Annotated in this window: 15 protein-coding genes; 6 read left to right on the forward strand and 9 right to left on the reverse strand. The window is 73.7% G+C overall.

All coding sequences use genetic code 11. From position 1 onward, the window contains the following. Positions 1 to 20 precede the first annotated feature (20 nt). The 3 genes from BMY04_RS14675 (at position 21) to BMY04_RS14685 (ending at position 2,567) form a co-directional block, all read left to right on the forward strand. Positions 21 to 878: a glutamate ABC transporter substrate-binding protein gene (locus tag BMY04_RS14675; RefSeq protein WP_232506412.1), complete on the forward strand. Its 858-nt coding sequence runs from the start codon at positions 21 to 23 to the stop codon at positions 876 to 878. Positions 879 to 966: 88 nt separating this feature from the next. After that, positions 967 to 1,656, forward strand: a complete 690-nt coding sequence (locus tag BMY04_RS14680) for an amino acid ABC transporter permease (RefSeq protein WP_091182249.1) — start codon at positions 967 to 969, stop codon at positions 1,654 to 1,656. After that, positions 1,653 to 2,567, forward strand: a complete 915-nt coding sequence (locus tag BMY04_RS14685; protein ID WP_091182252.1) for an amino acid ABC transporter permease — start codon at positions 1,653 to 1,655, stop codon at positions 2,565 to 2,567. The genes BMY04_RS14680 and BMY04_RS14685 overlap by 4 nt, the downstream gene beginning before the upstream one ends. A gap of 31 nt (positions 2,568 to 2,598) precedes the next feature. Here the strand turns inward: BMY04_RS14685 and rny are convergent, their stop codons facing one another. The 3 genes from rny to recA form a co-directional block, all read right to left on the reverse strand. Beyond that, on the reverse strand, positions 2,599 to 4,266 hold the full coding sequence (gene rny / locus BMY04_RS14690; RefSeq protein WP_091182255.1) for a ribonuclease Y: 1,668 nt from the start codon (positions 4,264 to 4,266) through the stop codon (positions 2,599 to 2,601). Between the two features lie 403 nt (positions 4,267 to 4,669). Further along, positions 4,670 to 5,113 (reverse strand): regulatory protein RecX, encoded by a 444-nt coding sequence (locus BMY04_RS23110; protein WP_198410184.1) that lies wholly within the window; start codon positions 5,111 to 5,113, stop codon positions 4,670 to 4,672. A gap of 817 nt (positions 5,114 to 5,930) precedes the next feature. After that, positions 5,931 to 6,977, reverse strand: a complete 1,047-nt coding sequence (gene recA, locus BMY04_RS14700; RefSeq protein WP_091182258.1) for a recombinase RecA — start codon at positions 6,975 to 6,977, stop codon at positions 5,931 to 5,933. Between the two features lie 332 nt (positions 6,978 to 7,309). Here recA and BMY04_RS14705 point away from each other — a divergent pair, with 332 nt between their 5' ends. Next, positions 7,310 to 7,894 carry a TIGR03086 family metal-binding protein gene (locus BMY04_RS14705; RefSeq protein WP_091182260.1) on the forward strand — a complete coding sequence of 195 codons (585 nt, stop codon included), beginning with the start codon at positions 7,310 to 7,312 and terminating at the stop codon, positions 7,892 to 7,894. A 28-nt stretch (positions 7,895 to 7,922) separates the two neighbouring features. On the opposite strand, the gene BMY04_RS14710 is transcribed toward BMY04_RS14705, so the two are convergent. Then, entirely contained in the window at positions 7,923 to 8,117 is a 195-nt protein-coding gene (locus BMY04_RS14710) for a DUF3046 domain-containing protein (RefSeq protein ID WP_091182540.1), read from the reverse strand. A 136-nt stretch (positions 8,118 to 8,253) separates the two neighbouring features. On the opposite strand from BMY04_RS14710, the gene BMY04_RS14715 reads away from it, so the two are divergent. Beyond that, the gene (locus BMY04_RS14715; RefSeq protein ID WP_091182263.1) at positions 8,254 to 13,008 is read left to right on the forward strand and encodes an Lhr family ATP-dependent helicase; all 4,755 of its coding nucleotides are present in this window, start codon (positions 8,254 to 8,256) and stop codon (positions 13,006 to 13,008) included. 75 nt (positions 13,009 to 13,083) lie between these two features. On the opposite strand, the gene BMY04_RS14720 is transcribed toward BMY04_RS14715, so the two are convergent. The 4 genes from BMY04_RS14720 to rimO all read right to left on the reverse strand — a co-directional run bounded on the left by BMY04_RS14720 (position 13,084) and on the right by rimO (position 16,060). Continuing rightward, complete coding sequence (locus BMY04_RS14720; protein ID WP_170854158.1) at positions 13,084 to 13,401, reverse strand: helix-turn-helix domain-containing protein; 318 nt, start codon at positions 13,399 to 13,401, stop codon at positions 13,084 to 13,086. 72 nt (positions 13,402 to 13,473) lie between these two features. Further along, positions 13,474 to 13,959, reverse strand: coding sequence for a CinA family protein (locus BMY04_RS14725; protein WP_091182266.1), 486 nt, complete (start codon positions 13,957 to 13,959; stop codon positions 13,474 to 13,476). Beyond that, positions 13,956 to 14,564 carry a CDP-diacylglycerol--glycerol-3-phosphate 3-phosphatidyltransferase gene (pgsA, locus tag BMY04_RS14730; RefSeq protein ID WP_091182269.1) on the reverse strand — a complete coding sequence of 203 codons (609 nt, stop codon included), beginning with the start codon at positions 14,562 to 14,564 and terminating at the stop codon, positions 13,956 to 13,958. Before pgsA ends, BMY04_RS14725 begins: the two co-directional genes overlap by 4 nt. Next, positions 14,561 to 16,060, reverse strand: a complete 1,500-nt coding sequence (gene rimO / locus BMY04_RS14735; RefSeq protein WP_091182272.1) for a 30S ribosomal protein S12 methylthiotransferase RimO — start codon at positions 16,058 to 16,060, stop codon at positions 14,561 to 14,563. The genes pgsA and rimO overlap by 4 nt, the downstream gene beginning before the upstream one ends. 140 nt (positions 16,061 to 16,200) lie before the next feature. Here rimO and BMY04_RS14740 point away from each other — a divergent pair, with 140 nt between their 5' ends. After that, complete coding sequence (locus tag BMY04_RS14740; RefSeq protein ID WP_091182274.1) at positions 16,201 to 16,848, forward strand: DUF4232 domain-containing protein; 648 nt, start codon at positions 16,201 to 16,203, stop codon at positions 16,846 to 16,848. Between the two features lie 55 nt (positions 16,849 to 16,903). Here the strand turns inward: BMY04_RS14740 and BMY04_RS14745 are convergent, their stop codons facing one another. After that, positions 16,904 to 19,585 (reverse strand): FtsK/SpoIIIE family DNA translocase, encoded by a 2,682-nt coding sequence (locus BMY04_RS14745; protein WP_091182277.1) that lies wholly within the window; start codon positions 19,583 to 19,585, stop codon positions 16,904 to 16,906. Between the last annotated feature and the right edge of the window lie 51 nt (positions 19,586 to 19,636).

Below are 19,636 nucleotides of genomic sequence, written 5' to 3' on the forward strand. Positions count from 1 at the left end.
CCCGGAACAAGCGGAGGCAGATGATGACACCCACCCAGAAGATCCTCGGCGTCGCCGCGGCGACAGGGCTGGCGCTGGCGATGGGCGCGTGCGCCCGGGCCGAGAACGCCGTCCCGGAGGGCGGCGCCGGCGGCGACGCGGGCTCCGGCGGGCCGGTGACGATCGGCATCAAGTTCGACCAGCCGGGCCTCGGCCAGCAGGTCGGCAGCGACTTCAAGGGCTTCGACGTCGAGGTCGCCAGGTACGTGGCCAAGGAGCTCGGCTACACCGACGTCACCTTCAAGGAGGCGCCGTCGGCCCAGCGCGAGACGCTGCTGCAGAGCGGGCAGGTCAAGATGATCTTCGCGACGTACTCGATCACCGACGACCGCAAGCAGAAGGTCTCGTTCGGCGGCCCGTACTTCGTCGCCGGCCAGGACCTGCTGGTCAAGGCCGACGACACCGCGATCACGGGCCCGGACTCGCTGAACGGCAAGAAGCTGTGCTCGGTCACCGGCTCCACCTCGGCCAAGAAGGTCAAGGACCAGTTCGCGAGCTCGGTGCAGCTGCAGGAGTACGACACGTACTCCAAGTGCGTCGAGGCCCTCAACAGCGGCCGGATCGACGCGGTCACCACCGACGACGTCATCCTCGCGGGCTTTGCCGCGCAGCCGCAGTACCAGGGCAAGCTCAAGGTCGTCGGCCAGACGTTCTCGACCGAGAAGTACGGCGTCGGGCTCGCCAAGGGCGACACCGCGACGTGCGAGAAGGTCAACGCCGCCATCACCAAGATGGTCGACGACGGTTCCTGGCAGAAGGCCCTCGACGACACCGTCGGCGCGGCGGACTTCAAGCCGGACACGAGCACCAACCCGCCGAAGCCCGAGCCGTGCTCGTGACCCGCTGCCCCTGAACCACTCCTGACCCAGCGTCCGGCGGGCGTCGCGCGACGCCCGCCGGGCCACGTCCGCCCGACCCGGAGGTGCGATGGACGCGATCACGACCCTGCTCCAGAACTACGACGTCCCGGCGGCGTTCTGGATGACGGTCAAGCTGACCGTGCTGTCCGCGATCGGGGCGCTCGTCCTCGGCACCGTCGTCGCCGTCTGCCGGGTCTCCCCGGTCGGCGTGCTGCGCGGGTTCGGGACGGCCTACGTGACCCTGGTCCGCAACACGCCGCTCACGCTGATCGTCTTCTTCTGCGCCTTCGGCCTGCTGAACACGCTCAACCTGAGCCTCGCGTCCGCCGGCTCCCCCACCGAGGTGATCGACAACAACTTCCGCTACGGCGTCGTGGCCCTGTCGGTCTACCACGCGTCGTTCGTCGCCGAGGCGCTGCGCAGCGGCATCAACACCGTTCCGCAGGGCCAGGCCGAGGCGGCGCGGGCGATCGGGCTGGGCTTCGGGGCGTCGCTGCGCGAGGTGATCCTGCCGCAGGCGTTCCGCGGGGCCGTCGCGCCGCTCGGCAACACGCTGATCGCGCTCACCAAGAACACGACGGTCGTCGCCACCATCGGCGTGGCCGAGCTCGCCTACCTGATGCGCGGGATGATCGAGTTCAACCCGTCGCTGCTCTACGCGATCTTCCTGCTCGTCGCCGCCTGCTTCGTGCTGCTCACCCTGCCGACCGGGCTGCTCTTCACCGCGCTGTCGCGCCGGCTGGTGGTGCAGCGGTGAGCGCGCCGACCGTCCTCTTCGACGCCGCCGGGCCCCGGGCCCGCGCACGGCACCGACTGCTGGGCGTCGTCGGCGCCCTCGTCATCGCGGGCCTGCTGGTGCTCGTCGTCCGCGGCCTGGCCAACCCGGAGAACAACCAGCTGACCGCGGAGAAGTGGGCGCCGTTCCTCGACGGCGAGACCTGGACCGCGTACCTCCTGCCCGGCCTCGCGGCGACCCTGAAGGCCGCCGGGGTGGCCGTCGTCCTGTCCGGCGTGCTGGGCGTCCTGCTCGGTCTCGGCCGGCTGTCCCAGGCGCGCGTCGTCCGGGGCGTGTGCGGGGCGCTCGTCGAGTTCCTGCGCTCGGTGCCGGTCCTCGTGATGATGCTGTTCGTCTACTACTTCTGCATCTTCGTGCTCGGCGTGCTCGGCGACACCTCGACGTTCGTCGGGGTGGTCGGCGGCCTGACGCTCTACAACTCGGCCGTCATCGCGGAGCTGATCCGTTCCGGGGTCTTCGCACTGCCCCGGGGCCAGCGCGAGGCGGGGCTCGCCATCGGGCTCACGCCGCGCCAGACGCTCGTCACGGTCCTGCTGCCTCAGGCGGTGACCGCCATGCTGCCGTCGCTGATCAGCCAGCTCGTCGTCATCCTCAAGGACACCGCGCTCGGCTACATCATCAGCTTCACCGACCTGCTGCGCTCCGGCACGACCCTGTCGTCGGCCTACGGCAACCTCATCCCGACCCTGATCGTCGTGGCCGCGATGTTCGTCGCCATCAACTACGCGCTGAGCCTGGCCGCACGCCTCGTCGAACGCCGCCTGCAGCAGTCGCGACGCGGCGCGGGCTCCGTCCCGGGCGCGTCGGCCGGTGTGGAGGTCGCCGCCCCCGGGCCGACCGCGCTGGTCGCGGACGGCGCCCCCGAGCGCTGACCGGCGCTGACCGGCGCCGACGGAGCCGGGCTCAGCGGGCGGTCTCGGTCGCCCGCGACTCGCGGACGACCACGACCTTGATCTGACCGGGGTAGGTGAGGTCCTCCTCGATCTGCTTGGCGATGTCGCGGGCCAGGACCTGCGCCGCGATGTCGTCGATCTCCTCGGGCGCGACCATCACCCGGATCTCGCGACCGGCCTGCATGGCGAAGACCTTCTCCACGCCCTCGTGGACGCCGGCGATCTGCTCGAGCTTTTCCAGGCGCTGCACGTACGCCTCGAGCGTCTCGCGCCGCGCCCCCGGACGCCCGCCGCTGATGGCGTCGGCGGCCTGGGTGAGGACGGCCTCGACCGTGCGGACCTCGACCTCGTTGTGGTGGGCCTCGATGGCGTGGACCACGTCCGGGTTCTCGCCGTAGCGGCGGGCCAGGTCGGCCCCGACGAGCGCGTGCGACCCCTCGACCTCGTGGGTCAGCGCCTTGCCGATGTCGTGCAGGAAGGCCGAGCGCTTGCACTGCGCGACGTCGAGGCCCAGCTCGCCGGCCATGAGCCCCGCGATGTGGGCGCTCTCGACGAGGTGCTTGAGGACGTTCTGCCCGTAGGAGGTGCGGTAGCGCAGCGTGCCCAGGATCGGCACGAGCGCGGGATGGAGGTCGGTGATGCCCACCTCGGCCATCGCGTCCTCGGCGGCCTGGAGGCACAGCGCCTCGATCTGGCTGCGGCTGCGCTCGTGGACCTCCTCGATGCGCGCCGGGTGGATCCGGCCGTCCTTGACCAGCTCGCTGAGGGTGAGCCGGGCGGTCTCGCGCCGGACCGGGTCGAAGCAGGAGAGCAGGACGGACTCCGGGGTGTCGTCGATCATGACGTTGACCCCGGTCACCTGCTCGAAGGCGCGGATGTTGCGGCCCTCGCGACCGATGATGCGGCCCTTCATCTCGTCGCCCGGCAGGTGCACCGCCGACACCACCGACTCCGAGGTCTGGTCCGAGGCCACCCGCTGGATGGCTCCCACGACGATGTTGCGGGCCCGCTCGTCGGCCTCGCGCAGCGCCTTGCGCTCGATCTCGCGCGCGACCAGCACCGCCTGCCGCTTCGCGTCGTGCTCGACGCCCGCCACGAGCTCGGCCTTCGCCTGCTCCGTGGTCAGGCCCGCGACGCGCTCGAGGGCCGCCAGCCGCTCGGCCTCGGCCTCCTCGAGCCGGGTGCGCCGGTCGGCCAGCTCGGCCTTGGTGCGGTCCACCGCACCCAGCTGGTCGTTCAGCGTGCGCAGCTCGACGTCCAGCCGCTCCTCGCGCTCGGTGAGCCGGTGCTCGCGGCGCTCGACGTCGGAGCGCTGGGCACGCAGCTCCTCGCGCCGCGCCTGCATCTGCTCCTCGAACGCGGCACGGGCCTGGGTGACGGAGGCCATCAGCTCGGCGGCGCGCTCCGACTCCTGCGCCACGACCCGCGACCGTTCCGCGTCCGCCTCCGCAGCAGCCGTCGACCGGGCCGCGGCCTCCTCCTCCTGAACGCGTCGCGCCTCGGCCGCCGCCTCCTCGCTCTCGCGCACCAGGGCGCTGCGGGTCTCATCGGCCTCCGCGTGCGGAGCCGGCGTCGGGGTCCTCGGACGTCGCAGCAGGGCGGCCGCGACGACCACCACCACGATCACGACGACCAGCAGCAGGACGAGGACGAGGGCTTGGAACGCTCCACCCGTCATGGTGACTCCCTCCTCACGCGCGTACGCGCACCACCGAGGGATTCACCAGCGCCCACCGCGCCACCTCACCCTGGGAGCACCTCTCCCGGGCGGGCACCACGGTGCCGTCACCTATCGCAGTCCGCCGCAGCGGGACATCGTCACTCCGACAGGTTCCTTCCCGGAACCCGCGGCCACACACAAAAATATCGAGCAAGCGTTGCAGAACACCTCGTCTTGGCAGGTTAGGTCTGGGCCCCGAACCGGTCAAGCACCGAGCGTCCGAACACCCTGACGGGTCGCCCGCGGGTCCGACAGGTGGACGCGCAGGCCCCGCCTGCGGGCCGCGGCCCGCGGTTCGCCGTGCCGGTCCGTCCACCCTCGATCCGCTGCGCTCCCTCGGCCGCCCTCGATCCGCCGAGCGTCAGTCCGTCGACCACCCGTCGAGGACCTCGCCCAGCACCTGCGCCGTGACCGAGCCGGAGAACCCGCGTCGCGCCAGCGCGCCGCCCAGGCGGCGGTAGGCCACCTCGCGCTCCAGGCCGGCCATCGTGCGGGCCTTCCGTTGCGCGAGGTCGAGGGCCGCCCGGTGCTCGTCTCCCCCGTCGACGGCCTCCAGCGCCTCCTCGATCACGTCGCGGTCGACCCCCTTGGTCTGCAGCTCGCGCCGCAGCGCCGTACGGCTCAGGTGCCGACGCTGCTGCCGCGAGGCCACCCAGTCGCGCGAGAACGCGACGTCGTCGACCAGGCCGACCTCCGTCATGCGGTCGAGGACGGCGCTCGCCGCCTCCTCCGGCACCTCCCGGCTCGTCAGCGCACGCGCCAGCTCGGTCCTCGTCCGCGCCGACGCCGCCAGCTTGCGCAGCACGATCGTCCGGGCGACCTCCTCGGGGTCGGCGTCCGGGTCGAGGCCGGCCGGTGCCGACCCACGGCCGGGGCCAGGGCTCCCCCCGCTCGCGACACCCGACCGTCGCGACCCCTCGCGCCGACCACGACGCCCTCGGCCACCCCGACGCTCGCCGCGGTCTCCGTCGTCGTCCTGCTCGACGTCGTCGCCGACCCCGAGATCCGCGAAAGACCCGGCCGCTGAGACTCTGACGGGCTCACCCTCGACCTCGACCTCAGGCTCGGTCGAACTCTCGACCTCTCCTCGAGACCTGGACCGTCGCCGACCAGCCGCGACCGTCGAGCGCCGTCCAGCCGTAGGAAGGACCGTCTCGACCTCCGGAGCCTCGACGCCGTGACCCCTCAGCCAGGCGCGGGCCACGTCGACCTGGTCGGCCGGTCCGGTCGACTCAGTTGCGGCCGCCTCAGCCGGTGCGTCGCCGTCAGCGCCCTCGCGCCGCTCGGTCGCGTCCACGCCGCGCCTCCTCCTGCTGTGGGACTCGTCGCTGGTCTCGCCGCCGCCCGTGGCCGTGACCGCCAAGGTCCCCACCCGTCACGCGTCGCGCGTCGAGGTCGGGTGGGCGGTTCCCGAGGTCGGCGAGCCTCCCGGCCAATGAACCAGTGACTCCGCACGCGCGACCCCGACCCCAGTTGTGCTGGGGCCGCGACCGCTCGCGGTCGCCGCACCCGACGGGTCAGCCGCGAGCAGCCGGAACCTTTCCCGCCAGGGGAGCGTCCCGACCACCCTCGGTCAGACCGGAAGCCGGACGCGGCGGGCGCATCCGTCCGCCGCCGGCGACCTAGAAGTCGACCTCGCCGGTCACCGGGTCGACCCCGGCCGGGGCGTCGACCCGCGGGCCGATCCCCATCTTCTCCTTGATCTTCTTCTCGAGCTCGTCGGCGAGGTCGGGGTTGGTCTTGAGGTAGGTGCGGGCGTTCTCCTTGCCCTGCCCCAGCTGGTCGGCCTCGTAGGTGAACCACGCGCCGGCCTTGCGGACGATGCCGCAGTCGACGCCCAGGTCGATCAGGCTGCCCTCGCGGCTGATGCCACGGCCGTACAGGATGTCGAACTCGGCCTGCTTGAAGGGCGGGGCCACCTTGTTCTTGACGACCTTGACCCGGGTGCGGTTGCCGACCATCTCCTGGCCGTCCTTGAGCGTCTCGATGCGGCGGACGTCAAGGCGGATCGAGGAGTAGAACTTCAGCGCGCGACCACCCGTGGTGGTCTCGGGCGAGCCGAACATGACGCCGATCTTCTCGCGCAGCTGGTTGATGAAGATGGCCGTCGTGCCGGCGCCGCTGAGCGCACCGGTCATCTTGCGCAGCGCCTGGCTCATCAGCCGGGCCTGGAGGCCGACATGGCTGTCGCCCATCTCGCCCTCGATCTCCGCGCGCGGGGTCAGCGCGGCGACCGAGTCGATGACGATGAGCGCCAGCGCACCGGACCGCACCAGCATGTCGGCGATCTCGAGGGCCTGCTCGCCGTTGTCCGGCTGGCTCACGAGCAGCGAGTCGGTGTCGACGCCGAGCCGGGCGGCGTAGTCGGGGTCGAGCGCGTGCTCGGCGTCGATGAAGGCGCAGATGCCGCCCGCCGCCTGCGCGTTGGCGATCGCGTGCAGCGCGACCGTCGTCTTTCCGCTGGACTCGGGGCCGTAGATCTCGATCACGCGTCCGCGGGGCAGCCCGCCGATGCCGAGCGCGACGTCGAGCGCGATCGAGCCCGTGGGGATCACCTCGATCGGGGCGCGCACCTCGTCCCCGAGGCGCATCACCGAACCCTTGCCGTACTGCTTGTCGATCTGCGCGAGTGCTGACTCGAGTGCCTTGTCGCGGTCACCTGCGGCCATCGTGGTCCTCTTCCTTCGCCCGTGGGGCCTCGTGTCGTCGCCTCGCGGCGTGACTGCTGTGGTCGTTGTCAGGGACTGTAGGGACGGGCACTGACAACCGGCCGCCCTCGGCACCCGACCTGTGGAGAACTCCGGTCGCGGCGCCGAACGGTGGACAACTTACCGAACACGTGTTCGACAGGCTAGGCGACACGCCACGTCCGGCGAGCCTTCTGCGAGCGGGCTCCGGACAGGGCCGGCGACGGCACGCCTCCCGCCCCGGGACGGACGCAGGGGACGTCAGAGCGGCCGCGGCACTGGTCGCGCGGGTCGCCCTGGTCCACGATGGGGCGATGAGCACCAGCCTGCCCGACGCCGTCGTCGGCGCCTGCGACGCGGTCGACGCCGCGCTCGCCGACCTGCCCGCCACCGACCTGGACGCGCGCACGCCGTGCGCCGACTTCGCGCTGCGGGCGCTCGTCGAGCACTTCGTCGGCACGAGCGGTGCGATGGCGAGGCTCGGCGTCGGCGAGCCGCTGGACCCCGAGGACCCGTGGGGCGGCGGCGACCACGCGACCGAGGGCGACTGGGTGGGACGGCTGCGCGAGAACCTCGCCCGCATCGCCGAGGGCTGGGGCCGGCCCGAGGCGTGGGAGGGCGAGGCGCAGGTGGGCGGCAACGCCATGCCGCGCCCGATGCTGGGTCAGATGGCCCTGATCGAGGTGGCCACCCACGGCTGGGACGTCGCCCGCTCGGCCGGTCGCGACGTCCGGCTCGACCCCGGTGTCGCGGACGCGCTGGACGACGCGGCGGCGCAGACGGCAGAGCTCGGCCGCCGGATGGGGGCGTACGGGCCGGAGGTCCACGTCGGCCCCGACGCCGACGGCCTCGCGCGGGCGCTGGGCCGGACGGGCCGGGACCCCGCCTGGCGCGGCTGAGCGCCCGCGGGTGGCCCGCCGCCCCGGCTCAGCGCTCGCGGGCCGGCAGCTCGAGGGCGGCCCAGGCGGCGCGCCAGATGTCCTTGCTCGCCACGCCGGCGGCGAGGGCCTCGACGACCGTCCGTCCGCCGAGGTCGCCCAGGCTCTGCTCGGCGGCCCACACGCGGTAGTAGCCCGCGCCGAGGTGCTGCTGCAGTCGCGCCCAGAGCTCGGTCTCCTTCACGCCCACCACCCCGCCGCTCGTCCGGGCGCGCGGTGCGCCCGGCACGCCACCGTAGCCCCCGCGCGCCCCGCGACCCACGGCCCGTGGACCCGGTCACCGTCCGCTGCGGGCACAACTGTCGGACCACGCGGGCAAGATGGACGACGTGACCACGACCGCCGCGCCCGCCCACCCGCTGGACGGCTTCACGCCGGCGACGGCGACGTGGTTCCGGGAGGTGTTCGCGGAGCCCACCGGGGCGCAGCGGGGCGCGTGGGACAGCATCGCCGCCGGCCGCAACGCCCTCGTCGTCGCCCCGACCGGCTCGGGCAAGACGCTCGCGGCCTTCCTGTGGGCGCTGGACGAGCTGACGCGGGAGCCGGTGCCGGCACCCAAGGAGCGGTGCCGCGTCCTCTACGTCTCCCCGCTCAAGGCGCTCGCGGTCGACGTGGAGCGCAACCTGAGGGCACCCCTGACCGGGATCACCCAGACCGCGCTGCGGCTCGGTCAGACCCCGCCCAGCGTGACCGTCGGCGTGCGCTCCGGCGACACCAGCCCGGCCGAGCGGCGCGCCATCGCCAGCCGCCCGCCGGACATCCTCATCACGACACCCGAGTCGCTGTTCCTCATGCTGACCTCGTCGGCGCGCGAGGTGCTGCGCTCGGTCCGCACCGTCATCGTCGACGAGGTCCACGCGCTGGCCGGCAGCAAGCGCGGCGCGCACCTCGCCGTCTCCATCGAGCGCCTCGAGGCCCTCGTGCAGGAGTCCGGGTCCGGGCGGCCGCTGCAGCGGATCGGCCTGTCGGCGACGGTCCGGCCGGCCTCCCGGGTCGCCGCGTACCTGGGTGGTCCCTACGACGTCGACGTCGTCGCGCCGCCGGCGGAGAAGCGCTGGGACCTCGACATCGTCGTGCCGGTCGAGGACATGAGCGACCTCGGGGCGTCCTCCGCGCCGGGAGCGGTCACCCTCGACTCCGAGCAGCCGGCCCGGGCGCCGTCGATCTGGCCCCACGTGGAGAACCGGATCCTGGACGTCATCGAGCAGCACCGCTCGACCATCGTCTTCGCCAACTCGCGTCGGCTGGCGGAGCGCCTCACCTCCCACCTCAACGAGCTGCACGCCGAACGCCTGCAGGCGACGGCCGAGGCAGACGCCGCCGCCCAGGCGGAGGTGGACGCTGACGCTGACGCTGACGACGTCGACCCCCACGACACCGACGCCGACGACGCCGATGACTCCGAGGACGCCGAGGACCGGCTCGCGGACGTCGGGGCGCCGTCCCTGGCCGCCCCGCCCCGCCCGACGCGGCCGCCGGCGCAGGTGATGGCGCAGTCGGGCGCGTCGAGCGGTCACGACGGCACCTGGTCGCCCGTCGTCGCCCGCGCGCACCACGGCTCGGTGAGCAAGGAGCAGCGTGCCCAGATCGAGGCCGACCTCAAGTCGGGTCAGCTGCCGTGCGTGGTCGCGACGTCCTCCCTCGAGCTGGGCATCGACATGGGCGCCGTGGACGTCGTCGTCCAGGTCGAGGCGCCGCCCTCGGTGGCGAGCGGCCTGCAGCGCGTCGGCCGCGCCGGCCACCAGGTCGGCGCGGTCTCGCGCGGCGTCTTCTTCCCCAACCACCGCGGCGACCTGATCGAGTCGGCGGTCGTCGTCGAGCGCATGCGCGCCGGGGCGATCGAGGAGGTCGCGGAGCTGCGCAACCCGCTCGACGTCCTGGCCCAGCAGGTCGTGGCGTCCGTCGCGATGGAGGAGACCAAGGTCGACGAGCTGTACGCGCTCGTGCGGCGCGCCGGGGTGTTCCGCGACCTGCCGTGGAGCGCGTACGAGTCCGTCCTCGACATGCTCAGCGGGCGCTACCCGTCGGAGGACTTCGCCGAGCTGCGGCCCCGCATCGTCTGGCAGCGCGACACCGGTGTGCTCACCTCCCGCCCCGGGGCGCAGCGGCTCGCCGTCACCTCGGGCGGCACCATCCCCGACCGCGGCATGTTCGGCGTGTTCCTCGTCGGCGAGGGCAACGCCTCCGGGCGCCACGAGGCCGGCCGCCGGGTGGGCGAGCTCGACGAGGAGATGGTCTACGAGACCCGCGTCAGCGACGTCTTCACCCTCGGCACGACCAGCTGGCGGGTCGAGGCCATCACCCACGACCAGGTCCTGGTCTCCCCCGCCCCGGGCGTGCCCGGGCGGCTGCCCTTCTGGAAGGGCGACGCCCCCGGGCGCCCCCTGGAGCTCGGCCGGGCCTTCGGGTCGTTCGTCCGCGAGGTCGGGAGCCTGGCGCCGGAGCAGGCGGAGGCGCGGCTGGCCGAGGCGGGGCTCGACGACTTCGCCGCCGGCAACCTGCTCACCTACCTGCGCGAGCAGCAGGCCGCGACCGGCTCGCTGCCGACCGACTCCACCATCGTGTTCGAACGCTTCCGTGACGAGCTGGGCGACTGGCGCGTCTGCGTGCACTCCGCGCTGGGCACCGGCGTCCTCACGCCGTGGGCCCTCGCCGTCGAGCGCGCGGCCCGCGAGCGCTACGGCCTCGAGGTCCAGGCGACCGCCACCAACGACGGCATGGTGCTGCGCGTCCCCGACACCGAGTCGGCTCCGCCCGGAGCGGACCTCATCGTGCTCGACCCCGAGACGATCGAGAGCGTCGTGACCGACGAGGTCGGCGGCTCCGCGCTGTTCGCCTCGCGGTTCCGCGAGTGCGCCGCCCGGGCCCTGCTGCTGCCCCGCCGCGACCCCAAGTCGCGCTCGCCGCTGTGGCAGCAGCGGATGCGGTCGGCCCAGCTGCTGAGCGTCGCGGCGCAGTACCCGGAGTTCCCCATCGTCCTGGAGACGATGCGCGAGTGCCTGACCGACGTCTTCGACCTCGACGGGCTGCTCGACGTGCAGCGCCAGATGGCCTCGCGCGCCGTCCGGGTCATCGAGGTGGAGACCTCGGAGGCGTCGCCCTTCGCCCGCTCGCTGCTCTTCGGCTACGTCGGCGCCTTCGTCTACGAGGGGGACGTCCCGCTCGCGGAGAAGAAGGCGGCCGCGCTCTCGCTCGACGCCACCCTGCTCGCCGAGCTGCTCGGCAAGGACGGCCTCAAGCAGCTGCTCGACGGCGACGTCATCGCCAGCACCGAGGCCGACCTCCAGGGTCTCAGCGCCGAACGGCAGGCGACCGACGCCGAGCGGCTCTACGACCTCGTCCGCACGGCCGGACCGTTCACACGTCCCGAGCTGCGGCTGCGCTCGGCCGAGGGCTTCGACCCCGGGCCGGCCGTGGAGACCCTCCTCCTGGACCGCCGCCTGGTCGAGGTGCGCATCGCCGGCCAGCCGATGGTCGCCGTCGCCGAGGACGTCCCGCGGCTGCGCGACGGGCTCGGCGTGCCCGTCCCGCCCGGCGTGGCCGCGAGCTTCACGGAACCGTCGGCGCACCCCATCGAAGACCTCGTCCTGCGCTGGGCCCGCACCCACGGACCCTTCCTCGCCGCGACCGTCGCCACGCGCTACGGGCTCGGCCGGGCGGTCGTCGAGGCGGCCTGCGACAGCCTGGTCGCGGCGGGCACCGTGGTCGCCGGGTCGTTCGTCGAGCTCGGCGACGCCGAGGCGGACCGCCGCCAGTACTGCCACGGCAAGGTCCTGGCGCTCGTCAAGCGCCGGACGCTGGCGGCGCTGCGCCGCGAGGTCGAGCCGGTGGAGCAGGTGGCGTACAGCCGCTTCCTCACCGACTGGCAGGGCGTCGGTTCGGGCACCCGCGGCACCGACGCCGTCCTGGCCGTGCTCGAGCAGCTCGACGGCTGCGCCGTGCCCGCCAGCGCCGTGGAGACGCTGATCCTGCCGGCGCGGGTCGCCGACTACCGCCCGGCGATGCTCGACGAGCTGATGACGGCCGGCGAGATCGGCTGGGTGGGCGACGGGGCGATCGGCGACAACGACGGGTGGGTGCGCTTCGTCGTGTCCGGCAGCGAGCCGCCCCGGGCCGGCGCGGAACCGTCGCACTACCGCGGCCAGGAGCTGCTGGCCGCGCTGGACGCGGGAGGGGCGCGGTTCTTCGACGCGATCCTGCCCGTCGGCGTGACCGACCGCGAGGAGTACGTCGCGGCCCTGTGGGACCTCGCGTGGGCGGGGCTGGTCACCTCCGACACGTTCAACCCCGTACGGGCGCTCGTGGGCGGCGGCGGTGCGCACCGCAAGTCGTCACGTCCGACGGTCCGCACCCACCGGGCGCGGCTCAGCGGCCAGGGGCTGCGGCGCCCGACCCGGACGCCCCGGATCAGCTCCCCCGCCACGGCGGGCCGGTGGTCCCTCGTCGAACGTTCGCCGGGGACGCCCGCCGAAGAGCTGGCGGGTCACGTCTTCGGCCTGCTCGACCGCTACGGCGTCGTCACGCGCGGGACGGTGCTGACCGAGGACGTCGACGGCGGCTTCGGCGCGGCCTACCGCGCGATGGCCACGATGGAGGAGACCGGCCAGTGCCGGCGCGGCTACTTCGTCGAGGGCCTGGGCGCCGCGCAGTTCGCCCTCAGCGGCGCCGTGGACCGGCTGCGCGGGCAGCAGGGCGAGCCGGACGTGCCGACCGCCCTGGTCCTGGCGGCGTGCGACCCGGCCAACGCGTACGGCGCCGGGCTGCCCTGGCCCGAGCGGGAGGGGCACCGGCCCGGGCGCAAGGCGGGAGCGCTGGTCGTCCTCGTCGACGGCGCCCTGGTCTTCTACGTCGAGCGGGGCGGCAAGACCCTGCTGTCCTTCACCGAGGACGAGCAGCGGCTGCGGCCGGCCGCGGTGGCGCTGGCCACGGCGGTCCAGCAGGGCCACCTGGGCAAGCTGACCGTCGAGCGGGCCGACGGCGGGCACGTCTTCGGTTCGGCGGGCGTGAGCACCGCGCTGCAGGAGGCCGGGTTCCGGATGACCCCGCAGGGGCTCCGGCTGCGTCCCTCGGTGTGAGGTCCGGCTGGGCCCTCGGGCCCGGCAGGACGGCGCCCGTCGGCCCGGGGCTCGGGCCCGGGCGTCACACGGGGATCAGGCCGCGGCGGCCATCGCGCGGACGCGCGGCAGGGCGGTGACGCGGCTGTCGAGGCTCTCGACGGCCGCCATCTTCTCGCTCGTCAGGTTGAGGACGACCGAGAGCGGCAGGTCGAGGGCCGCGCAGATGGAGGCGAGCAGCTCGCTCGACGCCTCCTTCTGGCCCCGCTCGACCTCGGACAGGTAGCCCAGGCTGACCCGGGCGGCCTTGGAGACCTCGCGCAGCGTGCGTCCCTGGTCGATGCGCGCCTCGCGCAGCGACTCCCCGATCAGCTCACGGACCAGCACCTGCTTGATCGGCGTCGGAGAGGACATGGAGAAACTGTACCCACCGGGTGGTCAGCGCCAGAGCGCACCACGCTCAACCGCGGACGGACGCGGTCCGCGTCAGCCCAGGGCGGACGACGAGGCCGCCAGCGCGTCCAGCGCGAGGGCGAGCACGGCGTCCACGGTCTGCGCGCGGATCGCGTCGCGCGAGCCGGACAGGTGCAGCCGGCGGACCTCAGGCTCGGCACCGGGCAGCGCGACGGCGACGTAGACCTCGCCGACCGGGTGGCCGTCCTGCGGGCTCGGTCCGGCCACGCCGGTCGTCGCCAGGCCGACGTCCGCCCCGCAGGCCCCGGCGACGCCACGGGCCAGGGCCGCCGCCGTCTCGGGGGCCACCGGGCCGTGCTCGGCGAGCAGGGCCTCGGGCACGCGGGCAAGCGTGGCCTTGAGGTCGGTGGCGTAGCAGACGACGCCCCCGCGGTAGACGTCGGAGGAACCCGCGACGGCGGTCAGGCCGGCGCCCACCAGGCCGCCGGTGAGCGACTCCGCCGTCGCCAGCGTGAGGCCCCGGCCCCGCAGGGTCTGGAGGACCTGGGCCGCGCTCACGCCGCCGGCCGGGCCGAACGGCGCAGACGCAGGGCGGAGCGGACGTAGTTGGCGCCGGTCAGGACCGTGAGGACCAGGGCGGCGACCATGACCACCCAGCCGACGACGTGGAGCCAGCCCAGGCCGGCGACCATCGTCAGGGGCAGCAGGAACAGGGTCAGGGCGACCGCCTGCAGCAGCGTCTTGAGCTTGCCGCCCCGGTCGGCGGCGATGACGCCGTAGCGGATCACCACGAACCGCAGCACGGTGATCCCCCACTCGCGCACCAGGATCACGATCGTGATCCACCACGGCAGCTCGCCGAGGACGGACAGCCCGATGAAGGCCATCCCGGTGAGCGCCTTGTCGGCGATCGGGTCGGCCAGCTTGCCGAAGCTGGTGACGAGGTCGTACTTGCGGGCCAGCTTGCCGTCGAGGGCGTCGGTGAGGATGGCGACCACGAAGATCACCGTCGAGGCGACGCGCCACCCGACCGACTCCGGGTGCGCCAGCAGCGCCCAGGCGAACACGGGCACCATGACCAGCCGCAGGACGGTCAGCGCGTTGGGGACGTTCCAGGAGCTGACCTTGCGCGGCGCGGTCGGGGTGCCGGCCGTCGCGCTCATGCGACCGGGCGGGCGACCAGGTCCACCCCGTCGCTGGCGACCACCAGCGCGTCCACGAACTCGCCCACGGCTCCAGCATGCCCCAGCGGCAGCGTCGTCGAACCGTCGACCTCCGGCCCCTGGTGCGCCGCCCGGCCGACGGTCTCGTCGCCGTCCTCGCCGCCGACCTCCTCGACCAGCACCCGGACCCGCTCCCCCACGCGCTCCTCGGCGCGCTGGGCCACGAGCTCCTCGACCAGGTCGGACACGGCCGAACGCCGGGCCTCGACCTGGTCGGGGTCGATCTGCCCCTCGAGCCGGGCCGCCTCGGTGCCGTCCTCGTCGGAGTAGCCGAACACGCCGACGACGTCGAGCCGCGCGGCGACCAGGAAGTCCTGGAGCACCGCCACGTCGGCGTCGGTCTCACCGGGGAAGCCGCAGATGACGTTGCTGCGGATGCCGGCCGTCGGGGCCGCGGCGCGGATGCTCTCGACCAGGCCCAGGAACGCGTCCGGGTCGCCGAAGCGGCGCATCCGCCGCAGCACCGTCGGCGAGGCGTGCTGGAACGACAGGTCGAAGTACGGCGCCACGTGCGGCAGCGAGGTCATCACCTCGACGAGGCCGGGCCGCATCTCGGCGGGCTGGAGGTAGGACACCCGGACCCGCTCCAGCCCGTCCACGGCGCCGAGGTCGGTCAGCAGCGACTCCAGCAGGCGGATGTCGCCGAGGTCCTTGCCGTAGGAGGAGGTGTTCTCGGACACGAGCATCACCTCGCGCACGCCCTGCTCGACCAGCCAGCGCGCCTCGGCGACGACGTCGGCCGGCGGGCGCGAGACGTACGCGCCGCGGAACGCCGGGATCGCGCAGAAGGCGCAGCGCCGGTCGCAGCCGGAGGCGATCTTGAGCGGGGCGTACGGGCTGCCGTTCAGCCGGCGCCGGAAGGCGCGGGGCCCGCTGGCCGGGGCGACCCCGTCGGGCAGCGGGAGGGGCGGGCTGGCCGGCACCGCCGGCACGGGCGTGCTGGGGACGCCGGGGATGGCGGTGGTGCGAGCCGCCGCGCGCCGGGCGGCGGGCGCCAGGGGCAGCAGCGTGCGCCGGTCGCGCGGCACGTGGGTCTCGTGCCGACCGCCCGCGAGGATGTGCTGCAGCCGGCCGGCGACGTCGGCGTAGTCGTCGAAGCCGAGCACCGCGTCGGCCTCCGGCAGCGCCTCGGCCAGCTCGGAGCCGTACCGCTCCGCGAGGCAGCCGACGGCCACGACCGCCTGCGTCCTGCCGGACCCCTTGAGGTCGGCGGCCTGCAGCAGCGTGTCGACCGAGTCCTTCTTGGCCGCCTCGACGAAGCCGCAGGTGTTCACCATGACCGCGTCGGCGTCCTCGGGGTCGTCGACCAGGCGGAACCCGCCGTCCTCCAGCCGGGCGGCGAGCTCCTCGGAGTCGACCTCGTTGCGCGCGCACCCGAGGGTGACGAGGTGGACCGCGGTGAGCGGGGCGGACGTGGTCGCGAGGGGGGATGCCATGACCTCCCCAGTATGGCGGCTCCGGCCACCGCGGCTCGCCGCGCGGCCAGCCGGGCGCGACACGCGGCGCTGCGCGAGCGCGCGCTCAGCCGGATGGGCTTCACTGACATCTCGTCGGTCGCCTACGCTCAGGAGCACGCATGACCCGCCGCCCGCCCACGTCCGCCGCCGTCCCGCTGGCGCTCGTTGCGGGGGCCGTGCTCCTCACCGCCGGCGCCTGCGGCACGGGCAGCGACCAGGGCGGCGCCGGCGCCGCACCCACAGTCACGGTGACGACGACCGCGACGCCGAGCGCGGCCGCGTCCAGCCCGGACGCGCCGCCGGCGACGAGCAGCCCGCGGGCGACCTCGCCGAGCGGGGGTGGTTCCGGTGACGGCACGTGCGCCACGTCGGCGCTGCGCGTGGCGTACGCCGACGACCCCGGCGGGGCCGGCGCGGGCAGCGTCAACGGGACGCTCACGTTCACCAACACGGGCTCGGCGCCCTGCACGCTGCGCGGCTTCCCGGGCGTCTCCTTCGTCGGCGGCGGCAACGGCACCCAGGTCGGCCAGGCGGCCACCCGGACCGACGACTCCGTGACGACCAAGACCGTCAAGGGCGGTGGCAGCGTCGAGGCGGCGCTGCGCCGCTCCCAGCCCGGGAACTACGGCAGCTCCTGCGACCAGACGAAGGTCGACGGGTTCCGCGTCTACCCGCCCGGCTCGACCGAGGCCGTCTTCGTGACGTTCCCGACGACGGGCTGCCGGAGCACCAGCGCGGCGCTGCTCCAGGTCGGACCGGTCCGCTAGACGACGCCTCGCGGAGCCCGGGGCCCGAGCCCGGCAGGGCTGCGTCCCGCGCGCCTCAGCCGAGCCGCAGGTTGTCCATCACCTCGTCGAGCTCGTCGGGCTTGACCAGCACCTCGCGCGGCTTGGACCCCTCGGACGGGCCCACGACACCACGGGTCTCGAGGATGTCCATCAGGCGCCCCGCCTTGGCGAACCCGACCCGCAGCTTGCGCTGCAGCATGGAGGTCGAGCCCAGCTGGAGCGTGACGACGAGCTCCACCGCCTGCAGGACCAGGTCGAGGTCGTCGCCGATGTCCTCGGCCACCTTGTTCGAGGCCTCCGGCGCCGCCGTGACGTCCTCGCGGTAGGTCGGCTTGAGCTGCTCGGTGACGTGCGTGACGACCGCGCGCACCTCCTGCTCGGTGACCCACGCGCCCTGGATGCGGATGGCCTTGCTGGAACCCATCGGCAGGAACAGCCCGTCACCCTGACCGACGAGCTTCTCCGCGCCCGGCTGGTCGAGGATGACGCGGGAGTCGGTCATCGACGACGTCGCGAACGCCAGCCGGCTCGGCACGTTGGCCTTGATGAGCCCCGTGACCACGTCGGTCGACGGCCGCTGGGTGGCCAGCACCAGGTGGATGCCCGCGGCGCGCGCGAGCTGGGTGATGCGGACGATCGAGTCCTCGACGTCGCGCGGCGCGACCATCATCAGGTCGGCGAGCTCGTCGACGATGACCAGCAGGTACGGGTAGGGCTCGAGCACACGCTCGGAGCCGGGCAGCGGCTTGACCCCGCCGCCCCGCACCGCCTTGTTGAAGTCGTCGATGTGGCGGAACCCGAACGCCGCCAGGTCGTCGTAGCGCATGTCCATCTCGCGCACGACCCACTGCAGGGCCTCGGCCGCCTTCTTGGCGTTGGTGATGATCGGCGTGACCAGGTGCGGCACGCCCTCGTAGATCGTCAGCTCCACGCGCTTCGGGTCGACCATGAGCATCCGGACCTCGTCCGGCGTCGACCGCATGAGGATCGAGGTGATCATGGAGTTCACGAAGCTCGACTTGCCCGAGCCGGTGGCGCCGGCGACGAGCAGGTGGGGCATCTTGGCCAGGTTCGCGACGACGAAGCCGCCCTCGACGTCCTTGCCCAGACCGACAGTCATCGGGTGGTGGTCGCTGCGCGCCTTGGCCGACCGGATGACGTCGCCGAGCGAGACGACCTCCTTGTCGGTGTTCGGGATCTCGATGCCGATCGCCGACTTGCCGGGGATGGGCGAGAGGATCCGCACGTCGGCGCTGGCGACGGCGTACGCGATGTTCTTCGAGAGCGCCGTGACCTTCTCGACCTTGACCGCCGGGCCGAGCTCTACCTCGTAGCGGGTGACGGTCGGGCCGCGGCTGTAGCCGGTGACCCGTGCGTCGATCTCGAACTGGCGCAGCACCTCGGTCAGCCGGCCGACCACGGCGTCGGACGCCTCGGTGCGCGACTTGTGCACGCTGCCCGGCTTGAGGGTCTCGGAGTCCGGCAGCAGGTAGGTCACGTCGCCGGAGAGCTGCAGCTGCTCCTCGCGCTGCGGGATCGGGCTGTGCATCGGGGCCTCGAGCTCGGGGCTCTCGTGGATGACGAAGTCGTCGGGGACGGCGGGTGCCGTCGGGGCCGCGCCCGGTGCCGCGCTCGACCCGTGCGCCTTGGGCAGGCCCGCGGTCGTCGGCTTCTTGAGGACCTCGGTGGGTTCGACGTCGGGGTCGCCGCGGTGGTTGCGGTCGACGTCCAGCTCGTCCAGGTCGACGACCGGCGCGATGGGCTCCGGCGGCCCGAGCTCCTTGCGGCCGCGGCCCTTGCGCCGCCCGGTCGCCGGGGCGTCGTCGCCGCGCTCCTCGATGACCGGCGTCTCGTACGCCTCGTCGACGCCGTAGGTGAGGTCGTCGTCGTCGAGGACACGGCCCTCGACGGCCTCGGGCTCGGCCGTGAGCCGCGCGGTCGCCGTCCGGACCTGCTCGGCGAGCTCGTGCAGCGGGATGCCGACGACGACGAGGACGCCGAACGCCAGCATGAGGACGAGCAGCGGCACGGCCGCGTACACGGTGACGAGGTCGGCGAGGATCGAGCTCGACAGGTAGCCGAGGATGCCGCCGGCCTCGCGCAGCCGTTCCGGCTGATCGGTGAGCGGCAGTCCCTTGGCGATGTTGATCAGGCCGAGCAGGCCGAAGAGGATCGCGCCCCAGCCCACGACCTGACGGCCCGCGGGACCGTTGTGGTCGGGGTGGCGCAGCGTCCGCCAGGCCATGGCGGCCAGCAGGATCGGGGCGAGCGCGGAGAGCGCGCCGATGATCGTCGAGACCCCGACGTGCACCACGTGGCCGAACCGGCCCGGCAGCCCGAACCAGAACTCGCCCGCGATGACGACCGCGACGCCGAGGACGAACAGGCCGGCCCCGTCACGGCGCAGCGCCGGGTCGAGGTCGCGGGCGCCGTGCCCGATCGCCCGGACCGCGCCGCCCACGGCGTGGGCCAGACCGTTCCACAGCACGGCGACCCCGTGCAGCAGCGTGCCGAGCGTGGACCGCTGCGGGGCACGGCCCCGCGGGGCGGGACGACGGTTCGCGGGGCGCGCCGAGCTGGTGCGCCCCGTCGTGGACCGGGGTCGGGAGGACGTGCTCTTGCTTCCGGACGCGCGCGGACGTGAGCTGGTGCTGCCCGAGGAGCTCGAGCCGGACCGGCTGGTCGTCCGCGCGGGGGAAGACGCGCGGGTCGCCATGCCCGCACTCTAGGCGAAGACCACTCGCGTCACAGGTGCCACACGCGGCCC

The sequence above is a fragment of the Microlunatus flavus genome (assembly GCF_900110855.1).
GTDB lineage: Bacteria > Actinomycetota > Actinomycetes > Propionibacteriales > Propionibacteriaceae > Microlunatus > Microlunatus flavus.